Annotated in this window: 22 protein-coding genes and 1 tRNA gene; 19 read left to right on the forward strand and 4 right to left on the reverse strand. The window is 64.3% G+C overall.

Annotation, left to right across the window (positions count from 1 at the left end; all coding sequences use genetic code 11):
• The first annotated feature begins 77 nt into the window (after positions 1 to 77).
• Complete coding sequence (locus BM197_RS14720) at positions 78 to 554, forward strand: DUF6194 family protein (protein ID WP_090712868.1); 477 nt, start codon at positions 78 to 80, stop codon at positions 552 to 554.
• Between the two features lie 96 nt (positions 555 to 650).
• Here the strand turns inward: BM197_RS14720 and BM197_RS14725 are convergent, their stop codons facing one another.
• Together BM197_RS14725 and BM197_RS14730 are read right to left on the reverse strand one after the other, a co-directional pair.
• A complete protein-coding gene (locus BM197_RS14725; protein ID WP_090712870.1) occupies positions 651 to 1,295 on the reverse strand; it encodes a hypothetical protein in 645 nt (214 codons plus the stop codon).
• Positions 1,296 to 1,427: 132 nt separating this feature from the next.
• Positions 1,428 to 1,510, reverse strand: a tRNA-Leu gene (locus tag BM197_RS14730).
• Positions 1,511 to 1,548: 38 nt separating this feature from the next.
• On the opposite strand from BM197_RS14730, the gene BM197_RS14735 reads away from it, so the two are divergent.
• Entirely contained in the window at positions 1,549 to 2,154 is a 606-nt protein-coding gene (locus BM197_RS14735) for an ANTAR domain-containing response regulator (RefSeq protein WP_090712872.1), read from the forward strand.
• 136 nt (positions 2,155 to 2,290) lie between these two features.
• Here the strand turns inward: BM197_RS14735 and BM197_RS14740 are convergent, their stop codons facing one another.
• The gene (locus BM197_RS14740; RefSeq protein WP_090712874.1) at positions 2,291 to 2,713 is read right to left on the reverse strand and encodes a hotdog fold thioesterase; all 423 of its coding nucleotides are present in this window, start codon (positions 2,711 to 2,713) and stop codon (positions 2,291 to 2,293) included.
• 57 nt (positions 2,714 to 2,770) lie between these two features.
• Here BM197_RS14740 and polA point away from each other — a divergent pair, with 57 nt between their 5' ends.
• From polA to uvrB, 7 genes are all read left to right on the forward strand, one after another.
• Positions 2,771 to 5,437, forward strand: a complete 2,667-nt coding sequence (gene polA / locus BM197_RS14745) for a DNA polymerase I (RefSeq protein ID WP_090712960.1) — start codon at positions 2,771 to 2,773, stop codon at positions 5,435 to 5,437.
• A 45-nt stretch (positions 5,438 to 5,482) separates the two neighbouring features.
• On the forward strand, positions 5,483 to 7,159 hold the full coding sequence (locus tag BM197_RS14750) for a DUF885 domain-containing protein (protein ID WP_090712876.1): 1,677 nt from the start codon (positions 5,483 to 5,485) through the stop codon (positions 7,157 to 7,159).
• 78 nt (positions 7,160 to 7,237) lie between these two features.
• A complete protein-coding gene (locus BM197_RS14755) occupies positions 7,238 to 8,167 on the forward strand; it encodes an ATP-grasp domain-containing protein (RefSeq protein WP_090712878.1) in 930 nt (309 codons plus the stop codon).
• A 177-nt stretch (positions 8,168 to 8,344) separates the two neighbouring features.
• Complete coding sequence (gene rpsA / locus BM197_RS14760) at positions 8,345 to 9,790, forward strand: 30S ribosomal protein S1 (RefSeq protein WP_090712880.1); 1,446 nt, start codon at positions 8,345 to 8,347, stop codon at positions 9,788 to 9,790.
• Between the two features lie 177 nt (positions 9,791 to 9,967).
• Positions 9,968 to 10,627: a TetR/AcrR family transcriptional regulator gene (locus tag BM197_RS14765; protein ID WP_090712882.1), complete on the forward strand. Its 660-nt coding sequence runs from the start codon at positions 9,968 to 9,970 to the stop codon at positions 10,625 to 10,627.
• Positions 10,628 to 10,640: 13 nt separating this feature from the next.
• Complete coding sequence (gene coaE, locus BM197_RS14770; RefSeq protein WP_090712884.1) at positions 10,641 to 11,249, forward strand: dephospho-CoA kinase; 609 nt, start codon at positions 10,641 to 10,643, stop codon at positions 11,247 to 11,249.
• 42 nt (positions 11,250 to 11,291) lie between these two features.
• Entirely contained in the window at positions 11,292 to 13,358 is a 2,067-nt protein-coding gene (gene uvrB, locus BM197_RS14775) for an excinuclease ABC subunit UvrB (RefSeq protein WP_090712885.1), read from the forward strand.
• A 6-nt stretch (positions 13,359 to 13,364) separates the two neighbouring features.
• On the opposite strand, the gene BM197_RS14780 is transcribed toward uvrB, so the two are convergent.
• A complete protein-coding gene (locus tag BM197_RS14780) occupies positions 13,365 to 14,039 on the reverse strand; it encodes a protein-L-isoaspartate(D-aspartate) O-methyltransferase (RefSeq protein WP_090712887.1) in 675 nt (224 codons plus the stop codon).
• Between the two features lie 58 nt (positions 14,040 to 14,097).
• Between BM197_RS14780 and uvrA the strand changes: the two genes are divergently transcribed.
• The 10 genes from uvrA (at position 14,098) to BM197_RS14830 (ending at position 25,396) form a co-directional block, all read left to right on the forward strand.
• Complete coding sequence (gene uvrA, locus BM197_RS14785) at positions 14,098 to 16,989, forward strand: excinuclease ABC subunit UvrA (protein WP_090712889.1); 2,892 nt, start codon at positions 14,098 to 14,100, stop codon at positions 16,987 to 16,989.
• A complete protein-coding gene (gene uvrC / locus BM197_RS14790) occupies positions 16,990 to 18,891 on the forward strand; it encodes an excinuclease ABC subunit UvrC (RefSeq protein ID WP_090712891.1) in 1,902 nt (633 codons plus the stop codon).
• Between the two features lie 42 nt (positions 18,892 to 18,933).
• A complete protein-coding gene (gene rapZ / locus BM197_RS14795) occupies positions 18,934 to 19,818 on the forward strand; it encodes an RNase adapter RapZ (RefSeq protein ID WP_281247452.1) in 885 nt (294 codons plus the stop codon).
• Positions 19,819 to 19,866: 48 nt separating this feature from the next.
• Entirely contained in the window at positions 19,867 to 20,847 is a 981-nt protein-coding gene (gene whiA / locus BM197_RS14800) for a DNA-binding protein WhiA (RefSeq protein ID WP_090712893.1), read from the forward strand.
• A gap of 107 nt (positions 20,848 to 20,954) precedes the next feature.
• On the forward strand, positions 20,955 to 21,581 hold the full coding sequence (locus BM197_RS14805) for a superoxide dismutase (protein WP_090712895.1): 627 nt from the start codon (positions 20,955 to 20,957) through the stop codon (positions 21,579 to 21,581).
• A gap of 101 nt (positions 21,582 to 21,682) precedes the next feature.
• Positions 21,683 to 22,687, forward strand: a complete 1,005-nt coding sequence (gene gap, locus BM197_RS14810; protein WP_090712897.1) for a type I glyceraldehyde-3-phosphate dehydrogenase — start codon at positions 21,683 to 21,685, stop codon at positions 22,685 to 22,687.
• Between the two features lie 10 nt (positions 22,688 to 22,697).
• Positions 22,698 to 23,915 carry a phosphoglycerate kinase gene (locus BM197_RS14815; RefSeq protein ID WP_090712898.1) on the forward strand — a complete coding sequence of 406 codons (1,218 nt, stop codon included), beginning with the start codon at positions 22,698 to 22,700 and terminating at the stop codon, positions 23,913 to 23,915.
• A complete protein-coding gene (tpiA, locus tag BM197_RS14820) occupies positions 23,912 to 24,706 on the forward strand; it encodes a triose-phosphate isomerase (protein WP_090712900.1) in 795 nt (264 codons plus the stop codon). The genes BM197_RS14815 and tpiA overlap by 4 nt, the downstream gene beginning before the upstream one ends.
• A gap of 69 nt (positions 24,707 to 24,775) precedes the next feature.
• Positions 24,776 to 25,027 (forward strand): preprotein translocase subunit SecG, encoded by a 252-nt coding sequence (secG, locus tag BM197_RS14825; protein WP_090712902.1) that lies wholly within the window; start codon positions 24,776 to 24,778, stop codon positions 25,025 to 25,027.
• A gap of 9 nt (positions 25,028 to 25,036) precedes the next feature.
• Entirely contained in the window at positions 25,037 to 25,396 is a 360-nt protein-coding gene (locus BM197_RS14830; RefSeq protein WP_090712904.1) for an RNA polymerase-binding protein RbpA, read from the forward strand.
• The last annotated feature ends 62 nt before the right edge of the window (positions 25,397 to 25,458 follow it).

The following is a 25,458-nucleotide window of genomic DNA, read 5'->3' on the forward strand; positions in this document are numbered from 1 at the left end:
CCCTACGCTCTGCCGAGTCGGCCACGGGAACTGACTGAGACGACCGTGATTCTCGGTGATCTGGCAAACTGGCGCGCATGAGCGCAGAAGCCCTTCTGGCATTCGGCAGGACGCTTCCTGGCGTGGTGGTCGACACCGTCGGCGCCGGATCCGCTGCGCCCGAGATCGCCTGGGGTGACTCCTTCTTCTACTACGACCCGGACGACGACGAACGCAACCGGATGCATCCGTTCGCCACGATCGCCACCAAGGACTACACCGGCTTCGACGAAGCATCCGATCTGGATCGGCCGGGGATCTTCCGGCTCAACATCGCCGTCGGTCGGGCCGCGTTTCGTGATCTGCTCGGCTTTGAGCCGGATCAGCTCCAGACGCACACCGGCGGGTTCGACTACACCCGGCTCGACCTGCTGCTGCCGCATCCCATCTACGCAGCGCAGGGCTGGGTCGCGATCCTGAACCCGGGGGAGAGGACGCTCGAGACGGTGAAGACGCTCATCGCCGGCGCCCGCGACCTCGCGGCGAAACGCTACGATCGGCGGGCGTCGCGCTGAGAAGGCTCGACTAACGGATGCTGTGCGCCGCGAAGAATCAGCCCAACAACGCCAACGGTGAGGAAGGTCACCCCGAGGGCGCGCCGTCGCACGGGGTTATCCGACCGCGACGTGTGAGGGCTGGCGTGCGGGGCGTCGCACCCGGTCGGCGAGCAGGATGGCCACGACGCCGAGGACCACGGTGCAGATGCTGCGGGCCAGCGCGTCAAACGCGGTGAGGTACATCATGAGCGTCGGGTCGGACTCGGGCGATGTGCCGGCGGTCACGACCTGTCCAAGCACCCACGGCACGGTGAGCACCGCAAGCGCCCAGGCAGGAGCCCAATTCCACGGGGCAGGCACCACGGGGGTGCGCCCCACCTGCATGGCCGCAACGAGTGCGAGGGCGAACCTGAGGTACGGGTCGATGAGGCTGTACACGATGAGAGCCGAGGACGGTTCGTTCTCAATGGGGCCGGAGAGGAGAACATCCGTCAACAGCGGGCTGAGCAGGACCCACACGGCAAGGATCGTGAGCGCCGCTGTCCCCAACGGGCGGCGTGCGGTGACGCTTTCTGCCCTGCGGAAACCGAACGCGAACACCAGCAGGGCTGCCGCGAACAACATGGTTCCGAGGACTGAGATCACGCTGACGACGGGGCTCGGCAAGTGCGAGTTCCATCCGAGTACGAGCGACCCCAGAAGGAACGAGCCACCGACGAACCAGGTGTGCCGGAACGCTCCACCCTGAGAACTGGTCATACTCCGCAGGCTAGCGGAGTCGGTGGTGGAACGTGGCGCGTTTCACATCCTGAAAAGGGATGCCTCCGGTGGAAAAGACGATGACCCCTCGACTTCGCTGAAAACGAGGGAAGTCGAGGGGTCATCCTGTTGTGCCGGTGGTGGGACTCGAACCCACACGTCCTTTCGAACAAAGCATTTTGAGTGCTCCGCGTCTGCCATTCCGCCACACCGGCGCGTAACAACGTGCACAAGAGTACCGTAGGATTAAGGCGTGACCGAGCCAGATGTAACGCCCCCAGCCCCGCGCCGAGTTGTCGTAGCCGAAGATGAATCCCTCATCCGGCTCGATATCGTCGAGATCCTCCGAGACAACGGGTTCGAGGTTGTCGGAGAAGCTGGTGATGGAGAAACCGCTGTGGCCCTCGCCACCGAACTCCGCCCGGACCTCGTCATCATGGATGTGAAGATGCCGCAGCTCGACGGCATCTCGGCTGCCGAACGCCTCAACAAGGCCCAGATCGCACCGGTCGTCCTGCTCACCGCGTTCAGCCAGAAAGAACTCGTCGAACGCGCAAGCGAGGCGGGCGCCCTTGCGTACGTCGTCAAGCCGTTCACACCGAACGACCTCCTGCCGGCCATCGAAATCGCGCTTAGCCGGTACCAGCAGATCATCACCCTCGAGGCCGAAGTCGCCGACATGGTCGAGCGTTTCGAGACACGCAAGCTCGTCGACCGGGCGAAGGGCCTGCTCAACGAGAAGATGGGCCTGACCGAGCCGGAAGCTTTCCGCTGGATCCAGAAGGCGTCCATGGACCGCCGCCTGACCATGCACGACGTCGCGCAGGCGATCGTCGAACAGCTCACCGCGAAAAAGTAGCTTCCACGCAGAAAACGGGCCGGTCCTCCGGCCCGTTTTGCGTTTAACAGCGGCGGATGCGCCAGGTTCATCCGTCGCAGACGTCGACTTCCGGCGCGAAAAACCGGCATCTGCGACAGATGAAGAAAGGTGTGCGTCAGCCGTTCGGCAGATCCTTGATCAGATTCGTGATCCGGATGGTGGAGCAACGGCGCCCCTGCTCGTCGGTGACCGCAATCTCGTGCACGGTCATCGACCGGCCGAGGTGGATCGGCGTGCAGACACCGGTGACGATGCCGGACGTCGCGGACCGGGTGTGCGTCGCGTTGATGTCGATGCCGACGGCCAGCTTGCCGGGTCCCGCCCACAGGTTCGCGGACATGGAGCCGAGCGACTCCCCAAGGACCACATACGCGCCGCCGTGAAGCAGCATCGCCGGCTGGGTGTTGCCCTCAACCGGCATGGTCGCAACGGCCCGGTTCACCGAGAACTCGACGAATTCGATACCCATCTTCTGGGCGAGCGCACCGCCTCCGCGCTGCAGGACATAGTCGAGATCGTTGGGGGTTGTGTCGGTCATCGTCGCCTTTGCTCGTACTCGAAACCCACTGTCGCAAGTCGCTTGTAGGCTGGTGTGGTGTCGGACAACGAAAAGCCTACCCTCCTCGTCATAGACGGTCATTCCCTAGCATTCCGGGCGTTCTACGCACTCCCGGTCGATAGTTTCTCGACGAAGGACGGGCAGCACACGAACGCCATCCACGGCTTCCTCGCAATGCTCATCAACCTCCTGCGCGATCATCAGCCGAGCCACATCGCAGTGGCTTTCGACATCTCACGGTCCAGTTTCCGCACCCGCGAATACCCCGACTACAAGGGCACAAGGGGCGAGACCCCATCGGAGTTCATCGGGCAGGTTCCGCTCCTGCAGGATGCCCTCAAGGCGATGAACATCACGACCATCTCGATCGAGGATTACGAAGCCGACGACATCCTCGCCACGCTCTCCGTGCAGGGCACCGAGCAGGGCTACCGCACCCTCGTCGTCTCTGGCGACCGCGACACGATCCAGCTCGTCAACGACGACGTCACCCTGCTGTACCCCTCGCGCATGGGCGTCTCCGACCTCACCCGCTACGACGCCGCCAAGGTCATGGAGCGGTACGGCATCCAGCCCCACCAGTACCCGGAGGTCGCCGCGCTCGTCGGCGAGACGAGCGACAACCTTCCCGGTGTGCCGAAGGTCGGCGAGAAGACCGCCGTGAAGTGGCTGAACCTGTACGGCTCGCTCAACGGCATACTCGAGAACGCCGACAAGATCACCGGCAAGGTCGGCGAAAGCCTTCGCGAACACAAAGAGAACGCAATCCGCAACCGCCGGCTCAACCAGCTGCTCACCGATGTGGAGCTACCGGTCTCGATCGACTCGCTCGCCAAGAAGCCGATCGACGAGCAGGCCGTCCGCGACATCTTCGGCCGCCTCGAGCTGCGAACCATGCTCGACCGCCTCTTCAAGGCAGAAGGTATCGGCGAGGAGGAGGGCGAGGCATCCGGTTCGCCGTCTGCCGGCGCCGTCAGCAGCCCCGTACCGCAGCAGCTCCTCGATGAAGAACTCCGCGGATGGCTGGACCGGGCAGTCGCCGCCAACCCGAACGGCCTCGGCTTCACCGTCGACGTGTTCGAGGGCAAGCCGGCAGGAATGGGCATCTCGACTCCCACCGAGAGCGTCACCATCAGCTGGCTGCCCGGCCGAGCCGACTACGCGCCGTTCGAGGAGTGGCTCGCCAGCCCGGCACCGAAGCTGATGACCGACTCAAAGCGGCAGCTCAAGGCGCTCAAAACCGCCGGCCTCGCGTTCGACGGGCTCGCCTACGACACCCACGTGGCCGGGTGGCTGCTGCGACCGAGCGGCCAGGAAAAGACGCTGGCCGACCTGGTCAGCCGTTACCTCGGCGAAACCCTCCCGGTGTCAGACCCCAACCAGCTGGTCCCAGTGAACGAACCGGCTTCCGCCCCGGTCGAAGCCTGGTACACGGTCCGGCTGGTGGATGCGCTCAACGAGGCGCTCGACCCGGGCTCCCGAAACGTCCTCACTTCGATCGAAGTCCCGACCTTGCTCACCCTCGTCGACATCGAACTTCGGGGCGTCACCGTCAACCACACCCAGCTCACCGCGCTGAGCACCGAACTGGCCGCGAAAGCCGCCGACCTGGCATCCAGGGCTTATGCGATCATCGGCCACGAGGTGAACCTTGGCTCGCCGAAACAGCTGCAGGAGGTCCTGTTCAACGAACTGGACATGCCGAAGACCCGCGCCAACAAGACGGGCTATTCGACGGATGCCGGCGCGCTGGCCGACTTGCAGGCATCCAACCCGCACCCTTTCCTCGGGCTCCTGCTCGAGCACCGCGACGCGACCAAGCTGCGCCAGATCGTCGAGACCGTCGACAAGGCCATCGGCCCCGATGGCCGCGTCCACACGAGCTACGTGCAGACCGGAACCACCACAGGGCGGATCTCATCGACCGACCCGAACCTGCAGAACATCCCGGTGCGCACCGAAGAAGGACGCCGCATCCGGGCGTCGTTCGAGGCAGGCGCCGGCTACGAAACGCTGCTCACCGCCGACTACTCACAGATCGAGATGCGCATCATGGCGCACCTCTCGGGCGACGAGGGTCTGATCGAAGCGTTCCGCTCGGGTGAGGACCTTCACCGCTTCGTCGGTGCCCGGATCTTCGGAGTCGCCCCGGCGGATGTGACCAATGAGATGCGCACCAAGGTCAAGGCGATGTCGTACGGCCTGGCCTACGGGCTCAGCGCGTTCGGCCTGTCCAAGCAACTGCGGATCGACACGTCCGAAGCCAAGACGCTCATGAGCGACTACTTCGCCCGCTTCGGAGCCGTCCGCGACTACCTGCGCAACGTCGTCGAGCAGGCGGTCGAAGACGGCTACACAACGACGATCTTCGGCCGTCGCCGACCGTTCCCCGACTTGAAGAGCCCCAACCGGGTACTGCGGGACAACGCCCAGCGAGCAGCGCTCAATGCGCCGATCCAGGGGTCAGCTGCAGACATCATGAAGATCGCCATGGTCAACATCGAAGCCGACACCGCAGCCCAGAACCTCCAGTCGCGGATGCTCATGCAGGTGCACGACGAGTTGATCTTCGAAGTGGTCGAGGGGGAGTGGGATGCCCTCGAGGCGATCGTCCGCACCCGGATGGCCGGTGCCGCCGACCTCACTGTCCCGCTCGACGTGCACGTCGGTCGTGGTCACAACTGGGACGCCGCCGCGCACTGAGCGGATTCCGTGACGGGCGCGCGCGGCTGTCGTAGGCTTCACTCCATGACTGAACCCACGCGCGCCCCATCCGCCGTCGATGCCATCGCCGAAGAGTGGGTTGACACTCTCGTTGAGCTGGACCCGCTGGTCGGGACGTACATCGGTCGCAGCGAAGCGAACAGCAGGTTCGGGGACTTCTCACCGGCCGGGCACGAGCGGTATGTCGCAGAGGCGAAGAAAACGCTCGCTGCGCTCGACGCTGCAAGGCCCGTCGACAGCATCGATGAGGTCACCAAGACCGACCTCAGCAGCGAGCTGCGCCTCGACCTGGAGAGCTCGGACGCCCAACTGCACTTGCGCGACCTGAACGTGATCGCGTCACCCGCCCAGGGCATCCGGGAGATCTTCGACATCATGCCGACGGCGACCGTCGACGACTGGGAAGACGTCTCCGCGCGGCTGAAGGCCCTGCCGGATGCCATCGCCGGGTACATCGAAACGCTGCGCCTCGGCATCGAACGCGGAGTCACACCGGCCAAGCGGCAGGTGCGCGAGGTCTTCGAACAGGCGAAGAAGTACAGCGCAGACGAAGGCTTCTTCGTCTGGCTCGCTGCCACCGCGTCGCCCGCAGACGGCCAGCTGCCGGCATCCCTCGCCTCTGACTTGTCAGTGAACGCCGGGCGGGCCGCCGTCGCATACCGTTCGTTCGCTGACTTTCTTGCCCACGAGCTGGAGCCTGTCGCCCAGGAGCAGGATGCCGTCGGCCGCGACATCTACGCTCTCCAGTCCCGCAGGTTCCTCGGCGCCACCATCGACCTCGACGAGACCTACGAATGGGGCATCGACGAACTGGCCCGCATGGTCGCCGAGCAGGAGTCCATCGCGCGCGAGATCAAACCGGGGGCAAGCGTCGAGGAGGCCATCGCATTCCTTGACGGCGACGCCAGCCGCAAACTGAACGGCACCGAAGCGCTGCAGCAGTGGATGCAGGAGACCAGCGACCGCGCGGTTGCCGAACTTGGGCGAAGCCACTTCGACATCCCGGAGGAGATCCGCACGATCGAGTGCATGATCGCGCCGACCCAGGAAGGCGGCATCTACTACACCGGCCCCACCGATGACTTCTCCAGGCCCGGCCGGATGTGGTGGTCCGTGCCCGAAGGCGTCACCGAGTTCGACACCTGGCGTGAGCTGACCACCGTCTACCACGAGGGTGTCCCAGGGCACCACCTGCAGATCGGCCAGGCGGTGTACAACCGCGCCAAGCTCAACACCTGGCGGCGCCAGCTTGCAGGAACCTCCGGCCACGCGGAAGGCTGGGCCCTCTATGCCGAACGGCTGATGGAGCAGCTCGGCTACCTCGACGACCCGGCCGACCGACTCGGGATGCTCGACGGGCAGCGGATGCGCGCGGCGCGCGTTGTGCTCGACATCGGTGTACACCTCGGCAAACCGCACCTGGACGGCACCGGGACGTGGACTGCGGACGACGCGTTCGCATTCCTCGGGAAGAACGTGAACATGAACGAAGGCTTCGTCCGGTTCGAGGTTCACCGTTACCTCGGCTGGCCGGGCCAGGCGCCGTCGTACAAGGTTGGCCAGCGGATCTGGGAGCAGCTCAGGGACGAATACTCCCGCCGCGAAGGCAACGCTTTCGACATCAAGGAATTCCACCGCAAAGCGCTGGATCTCGGCGGCGTCGGACTCGACACGCTCAAGCGCACCCTTCTCGCCGACTGACCCGCACGGTACGGCGGACGCACTGTCCGCTGCACAGCCGCGCGCCGAACCTGTTCCTTTTCCCCGGAGAACCACGCAATGACCAAGATCGCGCTCGTCAGCCACGGCCTGACCGACCCCGCTTTGATCGATGACGACCTTCCGCTCCTCGTCGACGCCCTCGCCGCCGCCGGCCTTCCTGCCCGCGTCGTGCTCTGGACCGACCGGGCGGTCGCCTGGGAGGACTTCGACCTGGTGATCATCCGGTCGCCGTGGGACTATCCGGCGGATGCCGCGGCCTTCCTCGACTGGCTCGAGCGAGTGGCATCCGTCAGCCAGGTCCTCAACGCACCCGACCTGATCCGCTGGAACATTGACAAGGTCTACCTGCGGGACATTGCCGCGGTCTCCAACGTGCCGCTGGTGCCGACCACATTCTGCACCACCATCGACGAGGTCGCCGCGGCCGTCGCCGCACTCAACAGCGATCGCCTCGTGATCAAGCCATCGGTGTCTGCCGGATCGCAGAACACCGGACTGTTCGACGCGGGGGACCCGGCTGCGCTGAGCCTCGCCGAGCACATCCTGGCCATCGGCAAGACCGTGATGGTGCAGCCGGCGATCGACGGCGTGCAGGAACGCGGCGAGCACGCGCTCCTCTTCTTCAACGGGCGGTTCAGTCACGCGATCTCAAAAGGTCCGCTCCTGGCGGTCGGCGGAGGCCTCCGCGGGGGAGTGTACGTCGAGGAGATCGCGCGGGTCGACCCCGGGCCGATCGAGCTGGGCGTGGGCACCGCCCTCATCGACGCCGTCGCGGAGGTACTGACCGGACGCGGCCTCACGGCATCCGACGCCCTTCCTCTCTACGCTCGCATCGACGTCGTCGACGACCCCGGACGCGGGCCGCTCGTGCTCGAAGCCGAGCTCTTCGAACCCTCGCTCTTCCTCGGCTCCCACCCGGACGCCGTCGCCAATTTCGTCGCGGCCGTGCGACAACGCATCCTCAGCACGAGCGATCAGCCGGCCTAACATCCCGGGCAAAACGCCCTCATCCGCGCGTTTGCCACCGGCCCCCCATTCCCGATAGACTGACATGTCACTTTTGTGACGTTCTATCCGTTCGCCGTATACGGAAAACATCCTGACAGTTCACTATTGGCAGGATCGTGTCGGCCTGAAATCAGTCCTTACTGGAGCAACCACTACATGACAACCGCAACGACCGCTAAGCAGGTCGCTATCAACGACATCGGATCGGCTGAAGACTTCCTGGCCGCGGTCGAGAAAACACTGAAGTTCTTCAACGACGGAGACCTCATCGAGGGCACCGTCGTCAAGATCGATCGCGACGAGGTTCTCCTCGATGTCGGCTACAAGACCGAGGGTGTCATCCCCTCGCGCGAACTTTCCATCAAGCACGACGTCGACCCCAGCGAGGTCGTCCAGGTCGGCGACATGGTCGAAGCCCTCGTCCTCCAGAAGGAAGACAAAGAAGGCCGTCTCATCCTGTCCAAGAAGCGCGCACAGTACGAGCGTGCGTGGGGCGACGTTGAGAAGATCAAGGACACCGATGGCGTCGTGACCGGTTCGGTCATCGAGGTCGTCAAGGGTGGCCTCATCGTCGACATCGGACTCCGTGGCTTCCTGCCCGCATCGCTCATCGAGCTTCGCCGCGTTCGTGACCTCACGCCGTACCTCGGCCAGGAGATCGAAGCGAAGATCCTCGAACTCGACAAGAACCGCAACAACGTTGTGCTTTCACGTCGCGCGCTGCTCGAGCAGACCCAGTCTGAGAGCCGCACGACATTCCTGAACAACCTCCAGAAGGGCCAGGTCCGCAAGGGCGTCGTCTCCTCGATCGTCAACTTCGGTGCGTTCGTCGACCTCGGTGGCGTCGACGGCCTCGTCCACGTCTCTGAGCTCAGCTGGAAGCACATCGAGCACGCTTCTGAGGTCGTCGAGGTTGGCCAGGAGGTCACCGTCGAGATCCTCGAAGTCGACCTCGACCGTGAGCGTGTCTCCCTGTCGCTCAAGGCGACGCAGGAAGACCCGTGGCAGGTCTTCGCCCGCACCCACGCCATCGGCCAGGTTGCACCGGGTAAGGTTACCAAGCTCGTTCCGTTCGGTGCGTTCGTTCGCGTCGCAGACGGCATCGAGGGCCTCGTTCACATCTCCGAGCTCAGCGGCAAGCACGTTGAACTCGCCGAGCAGGTTGTCTCGGTCGGCGACGAGGTCTTCGTCAAGGTCATCGATATCGACCTCGAACGCCGCCGTATCTCGCTGAGCCTCAAGCAGGCCAACGAGGGCGTCGACCCCGAGGGCACCGAGTTCGACCCGGCTCTCTACGGAATGCTCACCGAGTACGACGACCAGGGCAACTACAAGTACCCTGAGGGCTTCGACCCGGAGACCAACGAGTGGAAAGAGGGCTTCGACACCCAGCGCGAGAAGTGGGAGCAGGACTACGCTGCAGCCCAGGCTCGTTGGGAAGCTCACAAGAAGCAGGTTGCTACCGCCGCAACGGAAGAGGCCGCAGCAGCGTCCACCCCGTCAGCCGGTTCGACTTTCTCGAGCGAGACGGCCGGCAGCGGCACCCTCGCGGATGACGAGTCGCTCGCGGCTCTTCGCGAGAAGCTGACCAGCAACTCCTAGGCACCACCTCACTGCGGCTGGCCGGTCCCACACGGGACCGGCCAGCCGTTGTGTTCCTGCCCTCTTCGTTCCCCCGCATGTGGGGGATCAGCGGATCGGTCTGACTGATAATGTTGGCCGTGAATGCTGCGAGTTGGGGGCGGCTCCCTGTTCATAAAACAAAAATGAAGGCGCGACGTGGACGTTGGTTCTCTAAAGCAATACCTGGCAACGGACATCTCTAACGAGAAATCTCTGCGGAACAGCCCACAGCAGGAGAGAAGCCGCCAGAGTCTCGAAGCGGTTCTTCGGGTTTGCGGTGAGATCATCGACGAGTCAGGGCACGCCGGCGTCACGACCGCCGAAGTCGCCAAGCGGGCCGAGATGGCGATCGGAACCGTTTACCGGTTCTTCCCGGACCGGATCGCCCTCATGATGGGTGTGTACCAGTTCATGCAGGACCAGTACGTCGCCCTCTGCATCGAGAAGCTGCTCGAGGCGAACCCGACCACCTGGCAGGAGACGCTGGGGATCATGACAGACGCGTCTGTCCTCGCCCGCCGCACCATCCCCGGTTTCAAGGCGACGCAGTACCGGATCCTCGGCGACGAGGAGAGCCAGGAGCAGTACCTCAAGGCGTCGCACGAGTTCGTCGCCGCCGTTGCCGGTCTTCTCGCCCAGTTCGACTTCCCGACCGATGAACGCTGGCTCGTCCACCTCAACGTCGCCGTCGAACTCTCCCGCGCGCTGCAGCGCCTCGCCTTCGATGCATCCCCTGAGGGCGACCCGTGGCTTCTCGACGAAGCACGCTCCGTCCCGGTCGGATACCTCGAGGGCCACCTCGTCCCGGTCTCCTGACAGCGCGACATCCGTGTACCTGATCGGTCTGACCGGCGGCATTGCCTCAGGCAAGTCCACCATTGCCAGGCGCCTCGCGGAACACGGAGCCGTCCTCATCGACGCCGACCAGCTCTCCCGGGAAGCTGTGGAACCAGGCACGCCCGCACTGGCAGCGATCGTCGACCGGTTCGGCCGCACGGTGCTGGCCCCTGACGGCGGACTCGACCGTGCCGCGCTCGGCGGGATCGTCTTCTCAGACCCTGAGGCCCTCGCGGCGCTCAACGCGATCGTTCACCCGGCCGTGCACAATCTGAGCGCCCAGCGCATCGCCGATGCCGGTAGCGCCGATCCTGGAGCCGTCGTCGTCTACGACATTCCCCTTCTGGTCGAGTCCCAGAACGAATACCCGTTCGACCTCATCGTTGTCGCGCACGCCACGGGGCCAACGCGCACGAAGCGCCTCATCGAAACGCGAGGGATGCCGGCCGCTGAGGCGGCGAGACGAATCGGCGCGCAGGCGAGCGATGACGAACGCCTCGCCATCGCCGACCTCGTGATCGACACGGACGGTAGCCTCGACTGGACGCTCACGCAGGCGGACCGGCTGTGGGAACGGGTTCGGACTGCGCCTGCCGATTGAACCACGGGCTCCAATGTCGGTGGACCTGCTTAGACTCGAAGTATGCAACCCACCCGCTCCGTGCACCCCTTCGAGGTCATCAGCGAATACACCCCGAGCGGCGATCAGCCCAAAGCCATCGCCGAACTCAGCGCCCGGATCAACGCAGGCGAGACGGATGTCGTACTGCTCGGTGCTACCGGAACCGGCAAGTCGGCGACGACCGCGTGGCTGATCGAAGCCGTCCAGCGTCCCACTCTCGTTCTCGCGCACAACAAGACGCTCGCTGCGCAGCTGGCGAACGAGTTCCGCGAGCTGATGCCGAACAACGCCGTCGAGTACTTCGTCTCGTACTACGACTACTACCAGCCTGAGGCGTACGTTCCCCAAACCGACACCTTCATCGAGAAGGACTCGTCGGTCAACGCTGAAGTCGAGCGGCTCAGGCACTCCACTACGAACTCCCTGTTGAGCCGTCGCGACGTCGTCGTCGTGTCGACGGTCTCCTGCATCTACGGCCTCGGTAAACCAGAGGAATACCTCAATGCCATGATGGCGTTGCAGGTGGGCCAGCGCGTCGACCGGGACTGGCTGATCCGCAAGTTCATCTCGATGCAGTACAACCGCAACGACGTCGACTTCTCGCGGGGCAACTTCCGGGTCCGTGGCGACACGATCGAAATCATCCCGGTCTATGAAGAACTCGCGATCCGGATCGAGATGTTCGGCGACGAGATCGAGGGGCTGTATTCCCTTCACCCGCTGACCGGCGACATCGTCAAGAAGCTCGACTCGGTGTCCGTGTTCCCCGGGTCCCACTATGTCGCCAGCACCGACGTGATGCAGCGCGCAATCGGTACCATCCAGGAGGAACTGGAGGAGCGCCTCGCCGAGCTGGAACGGCAGGGCAAACTCCTTGAAGCCCAGCGGCTGCGAATGCGGACGAACTTCGATCTCGAGATGATGCAGCAGATCGGGTTCTGCTCCGGCATTGAAAACTACTCGAGGCACATGGACGGGCGGGCTCCCGGCCAGGCCCCGCACTGCCTCATCGATTACTTCCCCGATGATTTCCTCGTCGTGATCGACGAGTCCCACGTCACCGTGCCGCAGATTGGGGCGATGTACGAAGGCGACTCTTCGCGCAAGCGAACCCTCGTCGAACACGGATTCCGACTCCCGAGCGCGCTCGACAACCGCCCGCTCAAGTGGAACGAGTTCAAAGACAGGGTCGGGCAGGCCGTGTACCTCTCGGCGACACCCGGCCGATACGAGATGGGAGTCGCCGACGGCGTCGTCGAGCAGATCATCCGTCCGACCGGTCTCGTTGACCCGCAGATTATCGTCAAGCCCTCGAAGGGCCAGATCGACGACCTGCTCGAAGAGATCCGGTTGCGTGCCAGCCGGGACGAACGCGTCCTCGTCACCACCCTCACCAAGAAGATGGCCGAGGAACTCACCGACTTCCTCACCGAAGCGGGCGTGCGGGTCCGTTACCTGCACTCCGATGTCGACACGCTGCGCCGGGTGGAGCTGCTCAGCGAACTCCGGTCCGGGCTGTACGACGTTCTCGTCGGCATCAACCTGCTTCGCGAAGGCCTCGACCTTCCCGAGGTCTCGCTTGTCGCCATCCTCGACGCAGACAAAGAGGGATTCCTTCGGTCGTCGACGTCGCTCATCCAGACGATCGGGCGTGCCGCCCGAAACGTGTCAGGCGAAGTTCACATGTATGCAGACGTCCTCACCGATTCGATGCAGCGCGCGATCGAAGAGACCACCAGACGCCGCGAGACCCAGGTCGCGTATAACCTCGAACACGGCATCGACCCGACACCGCTCCGCAAGAAGATCGCGGACATCACGGATGCCCTCGCCCGCGAGGGAGCCGACACTGCCCAGATGCTTGCACACCGCGATGGCCGAAAGAAAAGCCCGACCCCGCGGCTGCGCCGTGAAGGGATCGCATCTGAGGGTGCCGCCGAACTCGAGTCGATCATCGCGGATCTCAACGCGCAGATGCTGGCAGCGGCGGCGGAACTCAAGTTCGAACTCGCCGGTCGGTTGCGTGACGAGCTGTCCGATCTGAAACGAGACCTGCGCCAGATGGAGAAGGCGGGCCACCTCGGCTGACGCCGATCAGTCGTCGTTCTCTTCGAACAGCGGAGAACCGATGCCGTAGGCACCGATCAACGGCACGAAGGTGACGCCGCCGAGGTCGTCGGCCCGGGGGACACGGCCGGGTCCGAGTGTGATCCGCTGCAACCTCTGCCCGAACCCAGGAGTACCGACGGGCATCACCAGGCGACCGCCATCCTTCAACTGCTCGAGCCAGGGACCCGGCACGCGCGCTGCGGCCGCCGCCACGACGATCGCGTCGTAGGGGGCGGCATCCGGCCAGCCGAGTGTCCCATCGCCGGTCACCACTGAGACGGTTGAATAGCCGAGGCGTTCGAGCACCTCGCGCGCACCATTTGCGAGTTCAGGGTGCCGCTCGATAGACACCACGTCGGCGACGATCTCAGCGAGGACCGCTGCCCCATACCCGGACCCGGTCCCCACGTCGAGGACGTGGCTGCGCTCATCTACCAGCGCTGCCTCCACGGTGAGTGCGACGATGTACGGCTGGGAGATCGTCTGCCCCGAGGCGATCGCCAGCGGATGGTCTTCATAGGCGCTCGACCGCGACAGGCGCCGCACGAACTCTTCCCGCGGCACGCGCCGCATGGCATCGAGGACGCGGGAATCCCGGATGCCTCTGGCCGCTATCTGCTCCGCCACCATCCGTTCGCGTTTCGAGCGATAGTGGTCCATAGCCCTCATTGTCCACCTTGGGGAGAGCGATGTCAGTGGGTCAACGTAGACTCGTGGGGTGTCAATCTCGAAGGTAAATTCCACGTCAAAACTCAGCGTCCGCGGTGCCCGCGTGCACAACCTGCACAACGTCGATCTGGACATTCCCCGGGACTCCCTGGTGGTTTTCACCGGATTGTCCGGCTCCGGAAAGTCGTCGCTCGCCTTCGACACCATTTTTGCTGAAGGTCAACGCCGGTACGTTGAATCACTTTCGGCGTACGCCCGCCAGTTCCTCGGCCAGGTCGACCGACCAGACGTCGACTTCATCGAGGGTCTCAGCCCGGCGGTGTCGATTGACCAGAAATCCACCAACCGCAACCCACGGTCCACGGTCGGCACGATCACCGAGGTGTACGACTACATGCGGCTGCTCTGGGCGCGCATCGGCGTTCCCCACTGCCCGGTATGCGGCGAGCCGATCGAACGTCAGACGGTGCAGCAGATCGCCGACCAGCTCATGGAGCTTGAAGCCGGCACCCGGTACATGGTGATGAGCCCCATCGTCTCGCAGAAGAAGGGCGAATTCGTCGACCTGTTCAAGGAGCTGGCCGCGAAGGGGTACGCCCGTGCCCTCGTCGACGGCGAGCAGGTCCAGCTGAGCGAGCCTCCGACTCTGAAGAAGTCGTACAAGCACGACATCTCTGTCGTCGTCGACCGGCTCGTCGCCGGGCCCGATGCTCTCAGCAGGCTCACCGACTCGCTCGAGACCGCCCTCGGCCTGACCGACGGCGTGGTCCAGATCAAACTCGTCGACGAGGATGGCCCTGACTCGGTGCGTTCGTACAGCGAGAAGCTGTCCTGCCCGAACAATCACCCGGTCCAGCTGACCGAGATCGAGCCGCGCACGTTCAGCTTCAACGCGCCGTTCGGCGCGTGCCCCGAATGCTCCGGGCTTGGCACCCGGATGTCAGTCGACCAGGACCTGCTCATCGGCGATGAGGAACTGAGCATCGACGACGGCGTGATCATCCCGTGGACCACACAGGGCAAGGGGCTCTACCAGTACTACGAGAAGCTGCTCGAGGGTCTCGCGCGCGACCTGGACTTCTCGCTCAGCACCCCATGGAAGAAACTGCCGACCAAAGTGAAGGACGCCGTTCTGCGCGGTGAGAACTTCAAGGTGAAGGTCAAGTGGAAGAACCGTTACGGCCGTGAGGTGAGCTACACCTCCGGTTTCGAGGGTGTCATGCCATACATCGAACGTCAGTACTCCCAGGCCGAAACCGATGTCCAGCGCGCCCGCTGGGGCGAGTACCTCCGCGAGATCCCGTGCCCCGTGTGCGACGGCAAACGGCTGAAGCCCGAAGTGCTGAGCGTGCTCATCCACGGCGCCAACATCGCGGATGTCGCGTCGCTGAGCCTCACAGACGCCCGCGAGTTCATGGACCAGATGCACCTCACCGATCGGGAGGGGATGATCGGCGCCCAGGTACTCCGCGAGATCAAGGTGCGCCTGGACTTCCTGATCCAGGTCGGACTGAACTACCTCAACCTCTCACGCACGGCCGGTTCACTGTCCGGCGGTGAGGCGCAGCGCATCCGCCTGGCCACCCAGATCGGGTCGGGGCTCACCGGCGTGCTCTACGTCCTCGACGAGCCGAGCATCGGCCTGCACCAGCGCGACAACCGCCGCCTCATCCAGACCCTCGTCACCCTGCGCGACCTCGGTAACACGCTTATCGTGGTCGAGCACGACGAGGACACCATCCGGACGGCTGACTGGATCGTCGACATCGGACCCGGCGCCGGCGTCAACGGCGGCACCGTCGTGCACTCGGGCGATTACGACGACCTGCTATCGAACACGCGCTCGCTCACCGGTGATTACCTCTCCGGTCGCAAGGAGATCGCTGTTCCTGAGTTCCGCCGGCCGGTGGACCCTGAGCGGATCATCACGGTGGTCGGTGCGGAGGCGAACAACCTCCGCAAGGTGACCGTGGACTTCCCCCTCGGGATCTTCACCGCTGTGACCGGCGTGAGCGGGTCAGGCAAGTCCTCGCTCGTGAACGACGTGCTCTACCGTGTGCTCGCCAACAAGCTCAACGGCGCACGGAAGCTCCCCGGGAAACACACCCGTGTCACCGGCGTCGAACAGCTCGACAAGGTGATCCACGTCGACCAGGCACCGATCGGCCGCACCCCGCGTTCCAACCCGGCGACGTACACCGGGGTCTTCGACCGCATCCGAAACCTGTTCTCAGAAACGATCGAAGCGAAGACGCGGGGCTATCTTCCCGGACGGTTCAGCTTCAACGTCAAGGGTGGGCGCTGCGAGGCCTGCTCGGGCGACGGCACGATCAAGATCGAGATGAACTTCCTTCCAGACGTGTACGTCGCGTGCGAGGTGTGCGGGGGAGCACGGTACAACCGCGACACTCTGTCTGTGCACTACAAGGGCAAGAACATCGCTGAAGTCCTCGACATGCCGATCGCGGAGGCCGCAGAATTCTTCGAACCGATTACGGCGATCCACCGATACCTCAAGACGCTGGTCGAAGTCGGCCTCGGTTACGTGCGCCTCGGCCAGAGTGCGACGACCCTGTCGGGCGGTGAAGCGCAGCGCGTGAAACTCGCCACCGAGCTTCAACGCCGGACGAACGGCCGGAGCATCTACGTGCTCGACGAGCCGACGACAGGGCTGCACTTCGAAGACGTGCGCAAACTGCTGCTCGTGCTCAACAGCCTGGTCGACAAGGGCAACACCGTCATCGTCATCGAACACAACCTCGACGTGATCAAGTCGGCAGACTGGCTGATCGACCTCGGGCCTGAGGGCGGAGCAGGGGGTGGCAAGGTCCTGGCCACAGGAACCCCCGAGAAGATTGCCACCGTGAAGAAGAGCCACACCGGGTATTACCTCAAGGAAGTTCTTGAGGCCGGCCAGATCTCTGCCCGTAAGGCGGGGTAAGTGGGCAAAACCCTCAGTTACCGGCCGCGCCCGGGGGAGATCCCGACGAGTCCTGGCGTGTACCGATTCCGCGACGAAAACGCGCGGGTACTGTACGTCGGCAAGGCGAAGAACCTCCGCGCCCGGCTCAGCAACTATTTCGCGCCCCTGCCGAGCCTGCACGAACGCACGCGACGGATGGTCACGACAGCGCGGAGTGTCGAGTGGACGGTTGTCGGCAGCGACATCGACGCCCTGCAACTCGAGTACACGTGGATCAAGGAGTTCGAGCCGCCGTTCAACGTCAAGTTCCGCGACGACAAGACCTACCCATACCTCGCCGTGACCCTCGCAGACGAAGCCCCGCGCGTGCTCGTCACCCGTAATCCGCGAATCCGCGGAGCGAAATACTTTGGCCCGTACCCGAAGATCTGGGCCGTCCACGAAACCATCGACCTGATGATCAAAGCGTTCCCGATCCGCACCTGCTCGGACTCGAGTTACAAACGCGCCATGCAGTCAGGGCGCCCATGCTTTCCCGGCCAGATCGGGCGCTGCGGCGGTCCGTGCTCAGGCAGGGTCACCATCGAGGAGCACCGGGCCATGGTGCAGGACTTCGTCAGTTTCCTCAACGGAAACGACAAGCGCTTCGTCACCGAAGCGACAAAGAAAATGCGTGAAGCGGCGGAGGTGCAGGACTACGAGGCCGCCGCGCGCTACCGGGACCGTCTTCAGGCACTCGAGGCCGTCCTCGACAAAAGCGCCGTCGTCCTCAAAGATTCCGTCGACGCCGACCTGTTCGGCCTCGCCCACGACGAACTCTCCGCCGCGGTGCAGCAGTTCATCGTCCGGGGCGGGCGTATTCGGGGTGTCCGCTCGTGGACGGTCGACAAGGAGCTCGATCTCTCGACCGCCGAACTCGTCGACAGTGTGCTGCAGCGGGCATACGACTCCGGCGGTGTCGTCGACATCCCGAAGGAAATCCTCGTCCCCGAGCTCCCAGAGGATGCCACCGAACTCGAAACCTGGCTCGCTGGGCTTCGCGGCAAGGGCAAGGTGCGGGTCCACACGGCGCAGCGCGGCGAAAAGGCTGCGCTCATGCAGACCGCCGTGATCAACGCCAAGAACTCGCTTATGCTCTACAAAACGAGACGAAGCGCCGATTTCGTCGCCCGTTCGCAAGCGCTGACCGACATCCAGACCGCGATCGGCATGGAACAGGCGCCTCTGCGGATCGAGTGTTTCGACGTCTCGCACCTGTCGGGCACGAACATCGTCGCATCGATGGTGGTGTTCGAAGACGGACTCCCACGCAAGGACCAGTACCGCCGGTTCAGCATCGCCGAATCGACGGACGACACCGAGTCGATCTACCAGGTCCTCTCGAGGCGCCTGGCGTACCTGAGCGAACCAGAAGCGGGCGAAGAGGGGGACACCGCGCCGGACACGGATTCGGCGATCGAGAACGTCGCCAAACCCCGCAAGTTCGCCTACCCACCACAACTGCTCATCGTCGACGGCGGACAGCCGCAGGTACAGGCGGCACGGCGGGCCCTCCTCGAATCCGGGAGGGCAGACATCCAGCTCGTCGGGATGGCGAAGCGGCTGGAAGAAATCTGGCTGCCGGACAGCGACTACCCGGTGATCCTTCCCCGCAATTCCGAGGCCCTGTTCCTTTTGCAGCGCGTTCGTGATGAGGCGCACCGGTTCGCCATCACCTACCAGCGGACGAAACGCCGTGCAGACATCTCCAGTGTTCTCGCGGATATCCCGGGGCTGGGCCCGGCCCGGGTCAAGTCGCTGCTGCGGCATTTCGGTTCCGTCGCAAAGCTCAAACAGGCCACTCCCGACGCAATCACCGAGGTCGCCGGCATCGGCCCTGCTCTTGCCACCGCCATCCATGCGCAGTTGAACAGTCGGTAGGCTGGGGAGGGCAGCCGGACCACGCCGGTTGCGATACGGAAAGTGCAGGAAACGGTGGAGCAGCCGATCCCTCAGGAAGTACTGATCGTCACGGGTATGTCGGGCGCCGGCCGGTCGACGGTCGCGAACGCACTGGAGGATCTCGACTGGTACGTCGTCGACAACCTTCCGCCGCAAATGCTCCGGCCCCTGATCGACCTCGCCGAACGTGCCGGCGAAGAACTGCCGCGGATCGCCGCAGTGGTCGATGTCCGCGGCCGCGATTTCTTCAGCGACTTCCAGCAGATGATCCAGAAACTGCGGGTCGGCACGAAGCTCCGTGTCGTCTTCCTGGACGCAACGGATGCCGCACTGGTTCGCCGCTTCGACGCCGTCCGCCGGCCGCACCCGCTCCAGGGCGGCGGGACGATCCTCGACGGCATCGGCAGAGAGCGCGCCAGGACGGCGGCGATCCGCGAATCCAGCGACATCATCATCGACACGTCCGACCTCAACGTCCACCAGTTGGCCACCAAAACCGCGGAACTGTTCGCCGCCGAGGGTACACCGGGGGTCCGCCTGACCATCATGAGTTTCGGCTTCAAGTACGGTCTTCCGTCGGATGCCGACACCGTCGCGGACGCCCGGTTCCTGCCGAACCCATTTTGGGTTCCGGAGTTGCGGGCGCATACTGGACTGGACGCCGAAGTCAGCGACTTCGTGCTCGGCCAGCTCGGCGCCAGGGAATTCCTGGACAGCTATGCGAAGGCCCTTGCCCCGGTTCTGGCCGGGTATCAGCGGGAGAACAAACGATTCGCCACGTTCGCCATCGGCTGCACGGGCGGTAAACACCGCTCCGTCGCTCTCGCGCTTCAACTCGCCGACAAGCTCGCCGAGTTGCCCGGAGTGGCCACGAGCGTCAAACACCGGGACCTGGGACGCGAATAGCAGCGTCGGCGCCCGCATTCGACTTCAACACACGAGATAGGACAACGATTGGCACTGACTGCTGAGGTCAAAGAAGAACTGGCCGGGATCGTGGAACCGAAGACAGCAGCGAGAGCTGCCGAACTGACCTCGATCCTTCGCTTCAGCGGTGGGCTCCACCTCATCTCGAGTCGCATTGCGATCGAGTCGGAGCTGGAAACTCCGCAGCTCGCCCGCCGCATCCGCAAGGACCTCGCCGAACTGTACGGCGTGCGCAGCGACGTCAGCATGATCAGCGGCTCCGGTACCCGCAGGGGCGAGTCGTACCTGGTTCGCGTCCAGGACGGCGGCGAGACCCTCGCGCGCCAGACCGGCCTGCTCGACGCCCGGCGCCGTCCAATCCGCGGACTGCCCAACCGCCTCACAACGGGAACCAAGGCGGAGCTCGCTGCCGTCTGGCGGGGTGCGTTCCTCGCAGCGGGGAGCCTCACCGATCCTGGCCGCTCGGCAGCACTCGAGATCACCTGCCCGGGCAACGAGTCGGCGATGGCGCTCGTCGGCGCGGCCGGCCGTCTCGGCGTCGCAGCCAAGGCACGGGAGGTCCGCGGCGTTCACCGCGTCGTCATCCGCGACGGCGAAGCGATCAGCGCCATGCTCGTCCTCATGGGAGCCCACGGAACGGTCAAGGCATGGGAGGAGCTGCGCCAGCGCCGGGAGGTCCGCGCAACCGCAAACCGGCTGGTCAATTTCGATGACGCCAACCTGCGCCGGTCGGCGCAGGCCGCTGTCGCCGCTTGCGCACGAGTCGAACGAGCAATGGAGATCCTCAGCGATGACATCCCCGAGCACTTGCGTTATGCGGGGGAGCTCCGACTGCGCTTCCGGGACGCCAGCCTCGACGAGCTCGGCCACCACGCCGACCCGCCCATGACGAAGGACGCGATCGCCGGGCGCATCCGTCGCCTTCTCGCGATGGCGGACAAACGCGCCCAGGACCTCGGCCTTCCTGGCACCGATGCCAACCTGCCCCCTGGCCTCGACGACGTCTGATCGGTTCCGTGCCTCGCCCCAAGGGGCTAGAGGACCTGACTAGACTGGAAATGTCGGCCTGTGCCGCATCACAGGCGGCCGGCGGCACAAGAAGAGGAGACATAACAATGGCTGAATACACCCTCCCTGACCTCCCGTACGACTACTCGGCACTCGAGCCGAGTATCTCAGGGGCCATCATGGAACTGCACCACTCGAAGCACCACCAGACCTATGTGACCGGAGCGAACACCGCCATCGCACAGCTGGCTGAGGCCCGGGACTCCGACAACCTCGCCAACGTGAACAAGCTTGAGAAGGACCTCGCCTTCAACCTCGGCGGTCACGTCAACCACTCGATCTTCTGGACCAACATGTCGCCGAACGGTGGCGACAAGCCGACCGGTGAGCTCGCGTCTGCCATCGACGAGTTCTTCGGCTCCTTCGACAAGTTCCGCGCTCACTTCACCGCCGCTGCCCTCGGCGTCCAGGGGTCCGGCTGGTCCGTGCTCGCCTGGGATTCAATCGGCCAGAAGCTCATCGTCCAGCAGTTCTTCGACCAGCAGTCCAACTTCGCCGCAGGCACCGTGCCCGTGCTCATGCTTGACGTCTGGGAGCACGCGTACTACCTGGACTACAAGAACGTCCGCGCCGACTACGTCAAGGCGTTCTGGAACATCACCAACTGGGAGAACGTCGAAAAGCGTTTCGTCGCGGCTCGTGAGAAGACCGCCGGGCTCCTGCTACTGTCATAACCGACATGGTCGTCCGGGGGTTCCCGGACGACCATTTCCTTCTCCCACCCCAACGATTCACCCAAAATCGCGCTTCGGCGCCACAGAAACAGGAGAGATCCTTGTCCGTAAAGATCGGTATCAACGGGTTCGGCCGCATCGGCCGTAACTACTTCCGCGCAGCTCTTGCCAAGGGCAGCGACCTCGAGATTGTCGCGGTCAACGACCTCACCGACAACAAGACTCTTGCGCACCTTCTCAAGTACGACTCCATCACCGGCCGCCTCGACGCCACCGTCGAGTTCGACGGCGAGCAGATCACCGTCGACGGCAAGGCCATCAAGGTGTTCGCTGAGCGCGACCCCGCCAACCTGCCCTGGGGCGAGCTGGGCGTTGACATCGTCATCGAGTCCACCGGTTTCTTCACCAAGGCCGTCGACGCGAAGAAGCACATCGACGCAGGTGCCAAGAAGGTTCTGATCTCGGCACCCGCAACCGGCGAAGACGCAACCTTCGTCATGGGCGTCAACGAGGACCTGTACGACCCGGAGAACCACCACATCATCTCCAACGCGTCGTGCACGACCAACTGCCTCGCGCCACTCGCGAAGGTCTTCAACGACGAGTTCGGTATCGAACGCGGCCTGATGACGACCGTTCACGCGTACACCGCCGACCAGAACCTGCAGGATGGCCCGCACAGCGACCTCCGCCGCGCTCGCGCAGCAGCGGTCAACATCGTCCCCACCTCCACCGGTGCAGCCAAGGCCATCGGCCTCGTCCTGCCCGAGCTGAAGGGCAAGCTGGACGGCTTCGCACTCCGCGTTCCGGTTCCCACCGGCTCGATCACGGACCTCACCGTCGAAGCGTCGCGCCCGGTTACGGTCGATGAAGTGAAGGCCGCGTACAAGGCTGCAGCAGAGGGACCGATGAAGGGCATCCTCCTCTACACCGAGGACGAGATCGTCTCGAGCGACATCGTGACCGACCCGCACTCGTCGATTTTCGACGCCGGCCTGCTGCGCGTCATGGGCAACCAGGTCAAGCTGGTCAGCTGGTACGACAACGAGTGGGGTTACTCGAACCGTCTCGTCGACCTCACCGAGTACGTCGCAGAGCGTCTCTAGAGACGCAGCCGTGTCGCTTCGCACTATCGAATCGCTTGGCACGCTTGCCGGCACGCGCGTCGTCGTCCGGTGTGACCTCAACGTTCCTTTGCAGGACGGGGTCATCACCGACGACGGGCGCGTGCGCGCATCGTTGCCCACGCTAAAAGCTCTCGCCAATGCCGGTGCGCGGGTCCTCGTGATCTCGCACCTGGGTCGCCCGGACGGCGCACCTGACGACCGGTACAGTCTCACCCCCGTGGCCCAGCGCCTTTCGGAACTCCTGGGCTCCGCTGTCCCGTTCGCATCTGACACTGTCGGGCCAGACGCACAGAAGGTTGCCGCCGCGGTTCAGGACGGCCAGATCGCCGTTCTGGAGAACCTCCGGTTCAACCCGGGCGAGACCAGCAAGGACGAGGCGGAACGTACCGCCTTCGCCGAGAAGCTTGCCGCTTTCGGCGACGCTTTCGTCTCTGACGGGTTCGGCGTCGTTCACCGCAAACAGGCCAGTGTGTACGAGCTCCCGAAACTCCTGCCGAGCGCGGCTGGACTTCTGATCACCACTGAACTCGAGGTTCTCGACAAGCTCACAGAGTCGCCCGAGCGCCCATACACCGTCGTCCTCGGCGGTTCGAAGGTTTCGGACAAGCTCGGTGTCATCGGTCACCTGCTGCCTCGAGTCGACACGCTCCTGATCGGTGGGGGGATGCTGTTCACGTTCCTCGCCGCGCAGGGCCACAAAGTGGGCTCAAGCCTCCTCGAGGAGGATCAGATCGAGACGGTCAAGGGTTACCTCGCCGAAGCCGAGAAGCTCGGTGTCGACATCGTCCTGCCGACGGATGTCGTCGTCGCGGCGTCGTTCAGCGCCGACGCGGACCACGTCGTCCAGGCGGCAGACGCGATCGAGGACACCGCCTTCGGTGCGTCAGGCCTCGGCCTGGACATCGGGCCGGAGACATCCGCGCGGTTCGCCGACGTCATCCGTTCTTCGAAGACCGTGTTCTGGAACGGCCCGATGGGCGTGTTCGAGCTCGCGCCGTTCGCGGCCGGAACCAAGGCGATTGCGCAGGCACTCACCGATGTCGACGGCCTCAGCGTCGTCGGTGGTGGCGACTCGGCAGCCGCGGTGCGCGCACTCGGCTTCGACGACGACCAATTCGGGCACATATCGACCGGTGGCGGCGCGAGCCTCGAGTTCCTCGAGGGCAAGCGACTCCCCGGACTGGAGATTTTAGGATGGGAACAATGACCGGAACCGTTCGGCGGACACCGCTCATCGCGGGTAACTGGAAGATGAACCTGGATCACCTCCAGGCCATCGCCTTCGTGCAGAAGCTCGCGTGGGGCCTGGCTGATGCCAAGCACGACGTGGCCAGCGTGGAGGTAGCGGTCTTCCCTCCCTTCACCGACCTTCGCAGCGTCCAGACCCTCGTCGCGGCAGACAAACTGCCGATCGCGTTCGGGGCACAGGACCTGTCCGAGCACGACTCCGGCGCCTACACCGGGGAGATCTCCGGTGCGTTCCTCAGCGCGCTTGACTGCAGCTACGTTCTCATCGGGCACTCCGAGCGGCGTACGCTGCACGGCGAGTCGGACGAGCAGGTGTCGGGCAAGGTCCGCGCGGCGCTGAGGCATAACCTGGTACCCATCATCTGCGTCGGTGAAACGTCCGACGACCTTGAGAAGCATGGTCCGAGCGCGGTGCCTGTCGCACAGTTGAAGGCAGCGCTCTCCGGCATCACGTCCACCGTCGACATCGTCGTGGCGTACGAGCCGGTCTGGGCCATCGGTTCCGGCCAGGCGGCCACTCCTGAGCAGGCCGAACAGGTCGCTGCAGCTCTTCGGGCAGTGCTCGTCGATACGCTGGGGGAGGACGTGGCTCAGAAAACCCGCATCCTGTACGGCGGATCGGTCAAGTCATCCAACATCGCCGGCTTCATGCGCGAGCCGAACGTCGACGGCGCACTGGTCGGAGGCGCGAGCCTCGACCTGAACGAGTTCACAAGCATCGTGCGGTACCAGAAGCACGTCGGACTCTGACGCCCGCACGCTCACGCTATAATTGAGGGCGGTTCATGGAACTCCATGTCCGCCTATGAAAGGTCCTTTGTGGAGATACTTCAGGTCGTTCTGCAGGTGGTGCTCGGAATCACGAGCCTCCTGCTCACATTCCTCATCCTCTTGCACAAGGGGCGCGGTGGTGGATTGTCGGATATGTTCGGCGGCGGCATGGGTTCGAGCCTCGGCTCGTCCGGCGTGGCTGAGCGTAACCTCAACCGGTTCACCGTCGTACTCGCTCTCGTTTGGTTCAGCTCGATCGTTGCACTTGGTCTCATCACCAAGTTCTCCTCGGGCGTGTAGGAGGAAAATATGGCTGCCGGAGGTAGCGCAATTCGTGGTTCACGTGTGGGTGCAGGCCCGATGGGTGAGCAGGACCATGGCTTCCATGCCGACCGCATCGCGGTTTCGTATTGGGACATCCTCGGCAATGAGACGGTTCGGTATTTCTCTGCCAGCCTTCCCGACGAGGAGATCCCTGAAACGATCGACAGCCCGTCGTCAGGTCTGCCGGCCGGCCGCAACCAGGCCAGCCCGCCTGAGGTCGCCAAGCTCGAGCCCTACAAGACTCACCTGGCGTATGTGAAAGAGCGTCGCACTGAAGAAGAAGCGGAGGCTCTTCTCGATGAGGCCCTGCAGCAGCTCCGTGCGCGTCGCGGAACCGCGCAGTAAGAACGCTTTGCTCCCGGTGTTAGCCCGGAACGTAAGAAGCCCCCGTCGGAATCCCGACGGGG

Origin of the sequence: Mycetocola miduiensis (assembly GCF_900115155.1) — a bacterium.
Taxonomy (GTDB): Bacteria; Actinomycetota; Actinomycetes; order Actinomycetales; family Microbacteriaceae; genus Mycetocola_A; species Mycetocola_A miduiensis.

Excerpts from the sequence above, each read along its gene's own strand:
- BM197_RS14720 (WP_090712868.1), top strand. The coding sequence starts at position 78 with ATGAGCGCAGAAGCCCTTCTGGCATTCGGCAGGACGCTTCCTGGCGTG.
- BM197_RS14725 (WP_090712870.1), bottom strand. The coding sequence starts at position 1,295 with ATGACCAGTTCTCAGGGTGGAGCGTTCCGGCACACCTGGTTCGTCGGT.
- BM197_RS14740 (WP_090712874.1), bottom strand. The coding sequence starts at position 2,713 with ATGACCGACACAACCCCCAACGATCTCGACTATGTCCTGCAGCGCGGA.
- BM197_RS14750 (WP_090712876.1), top strand. The coding sequence starts at position 5,483 with ATGACTGAACCCACGCGCGCCCCATCCGCCGTCGATGCCATCGCCGAA.
- BM197_RS14755 (WP_090712878.1), top strand. The coding sequence starts at position 7,238 with ATGACCAAGATCGCGCTCGTCAGCCACGGCCTGACCGACCCCGCTTTG.
- rpsA (WP_090712880.1), top strand. The coding sequence starts at position 8,345 with ATGACAACCGCAACGACCGCTAAGCAGGTCGCTATCAACGACATCGGA.
- uvrB (WP_090712885.1), top strand. The coding sequence starts at position 11,292 with ATGCAACCCACCCGCTCCGTGCACCCCTTCGAGGTCATCAGCGAATAC.
- BM197_RS14780 (WP_090712887.1), bottom strand. The coding sequence starts at position 14,039 with ATGGACCACTATCGCTCGAAACGCGAACGGATGGTGGCGGAGCAGATA.
- BM197_RS14805 (WP_090712895.1), top strand. The coding sequence starts at position 20,955 with ATGGCTGAATACACCCTCCCTGACCTCCCGTACGACTACTCGGCACTC.
- tpiA (WP_090712900.1), top strand. The coding sequence starts at position 23,912 with ATGACCGGAACCGTTCGGCGGACACCGCTCATCGCGGGTAACTGGAAG.
- BM197_RS14830 (WP_090712904.1), top strand. The coding sequence starts at position 25,037 with ATGGCTGCCGGAGGTAGCGCAATTCGTGGTTCACGTGTGGGTGCAGGC.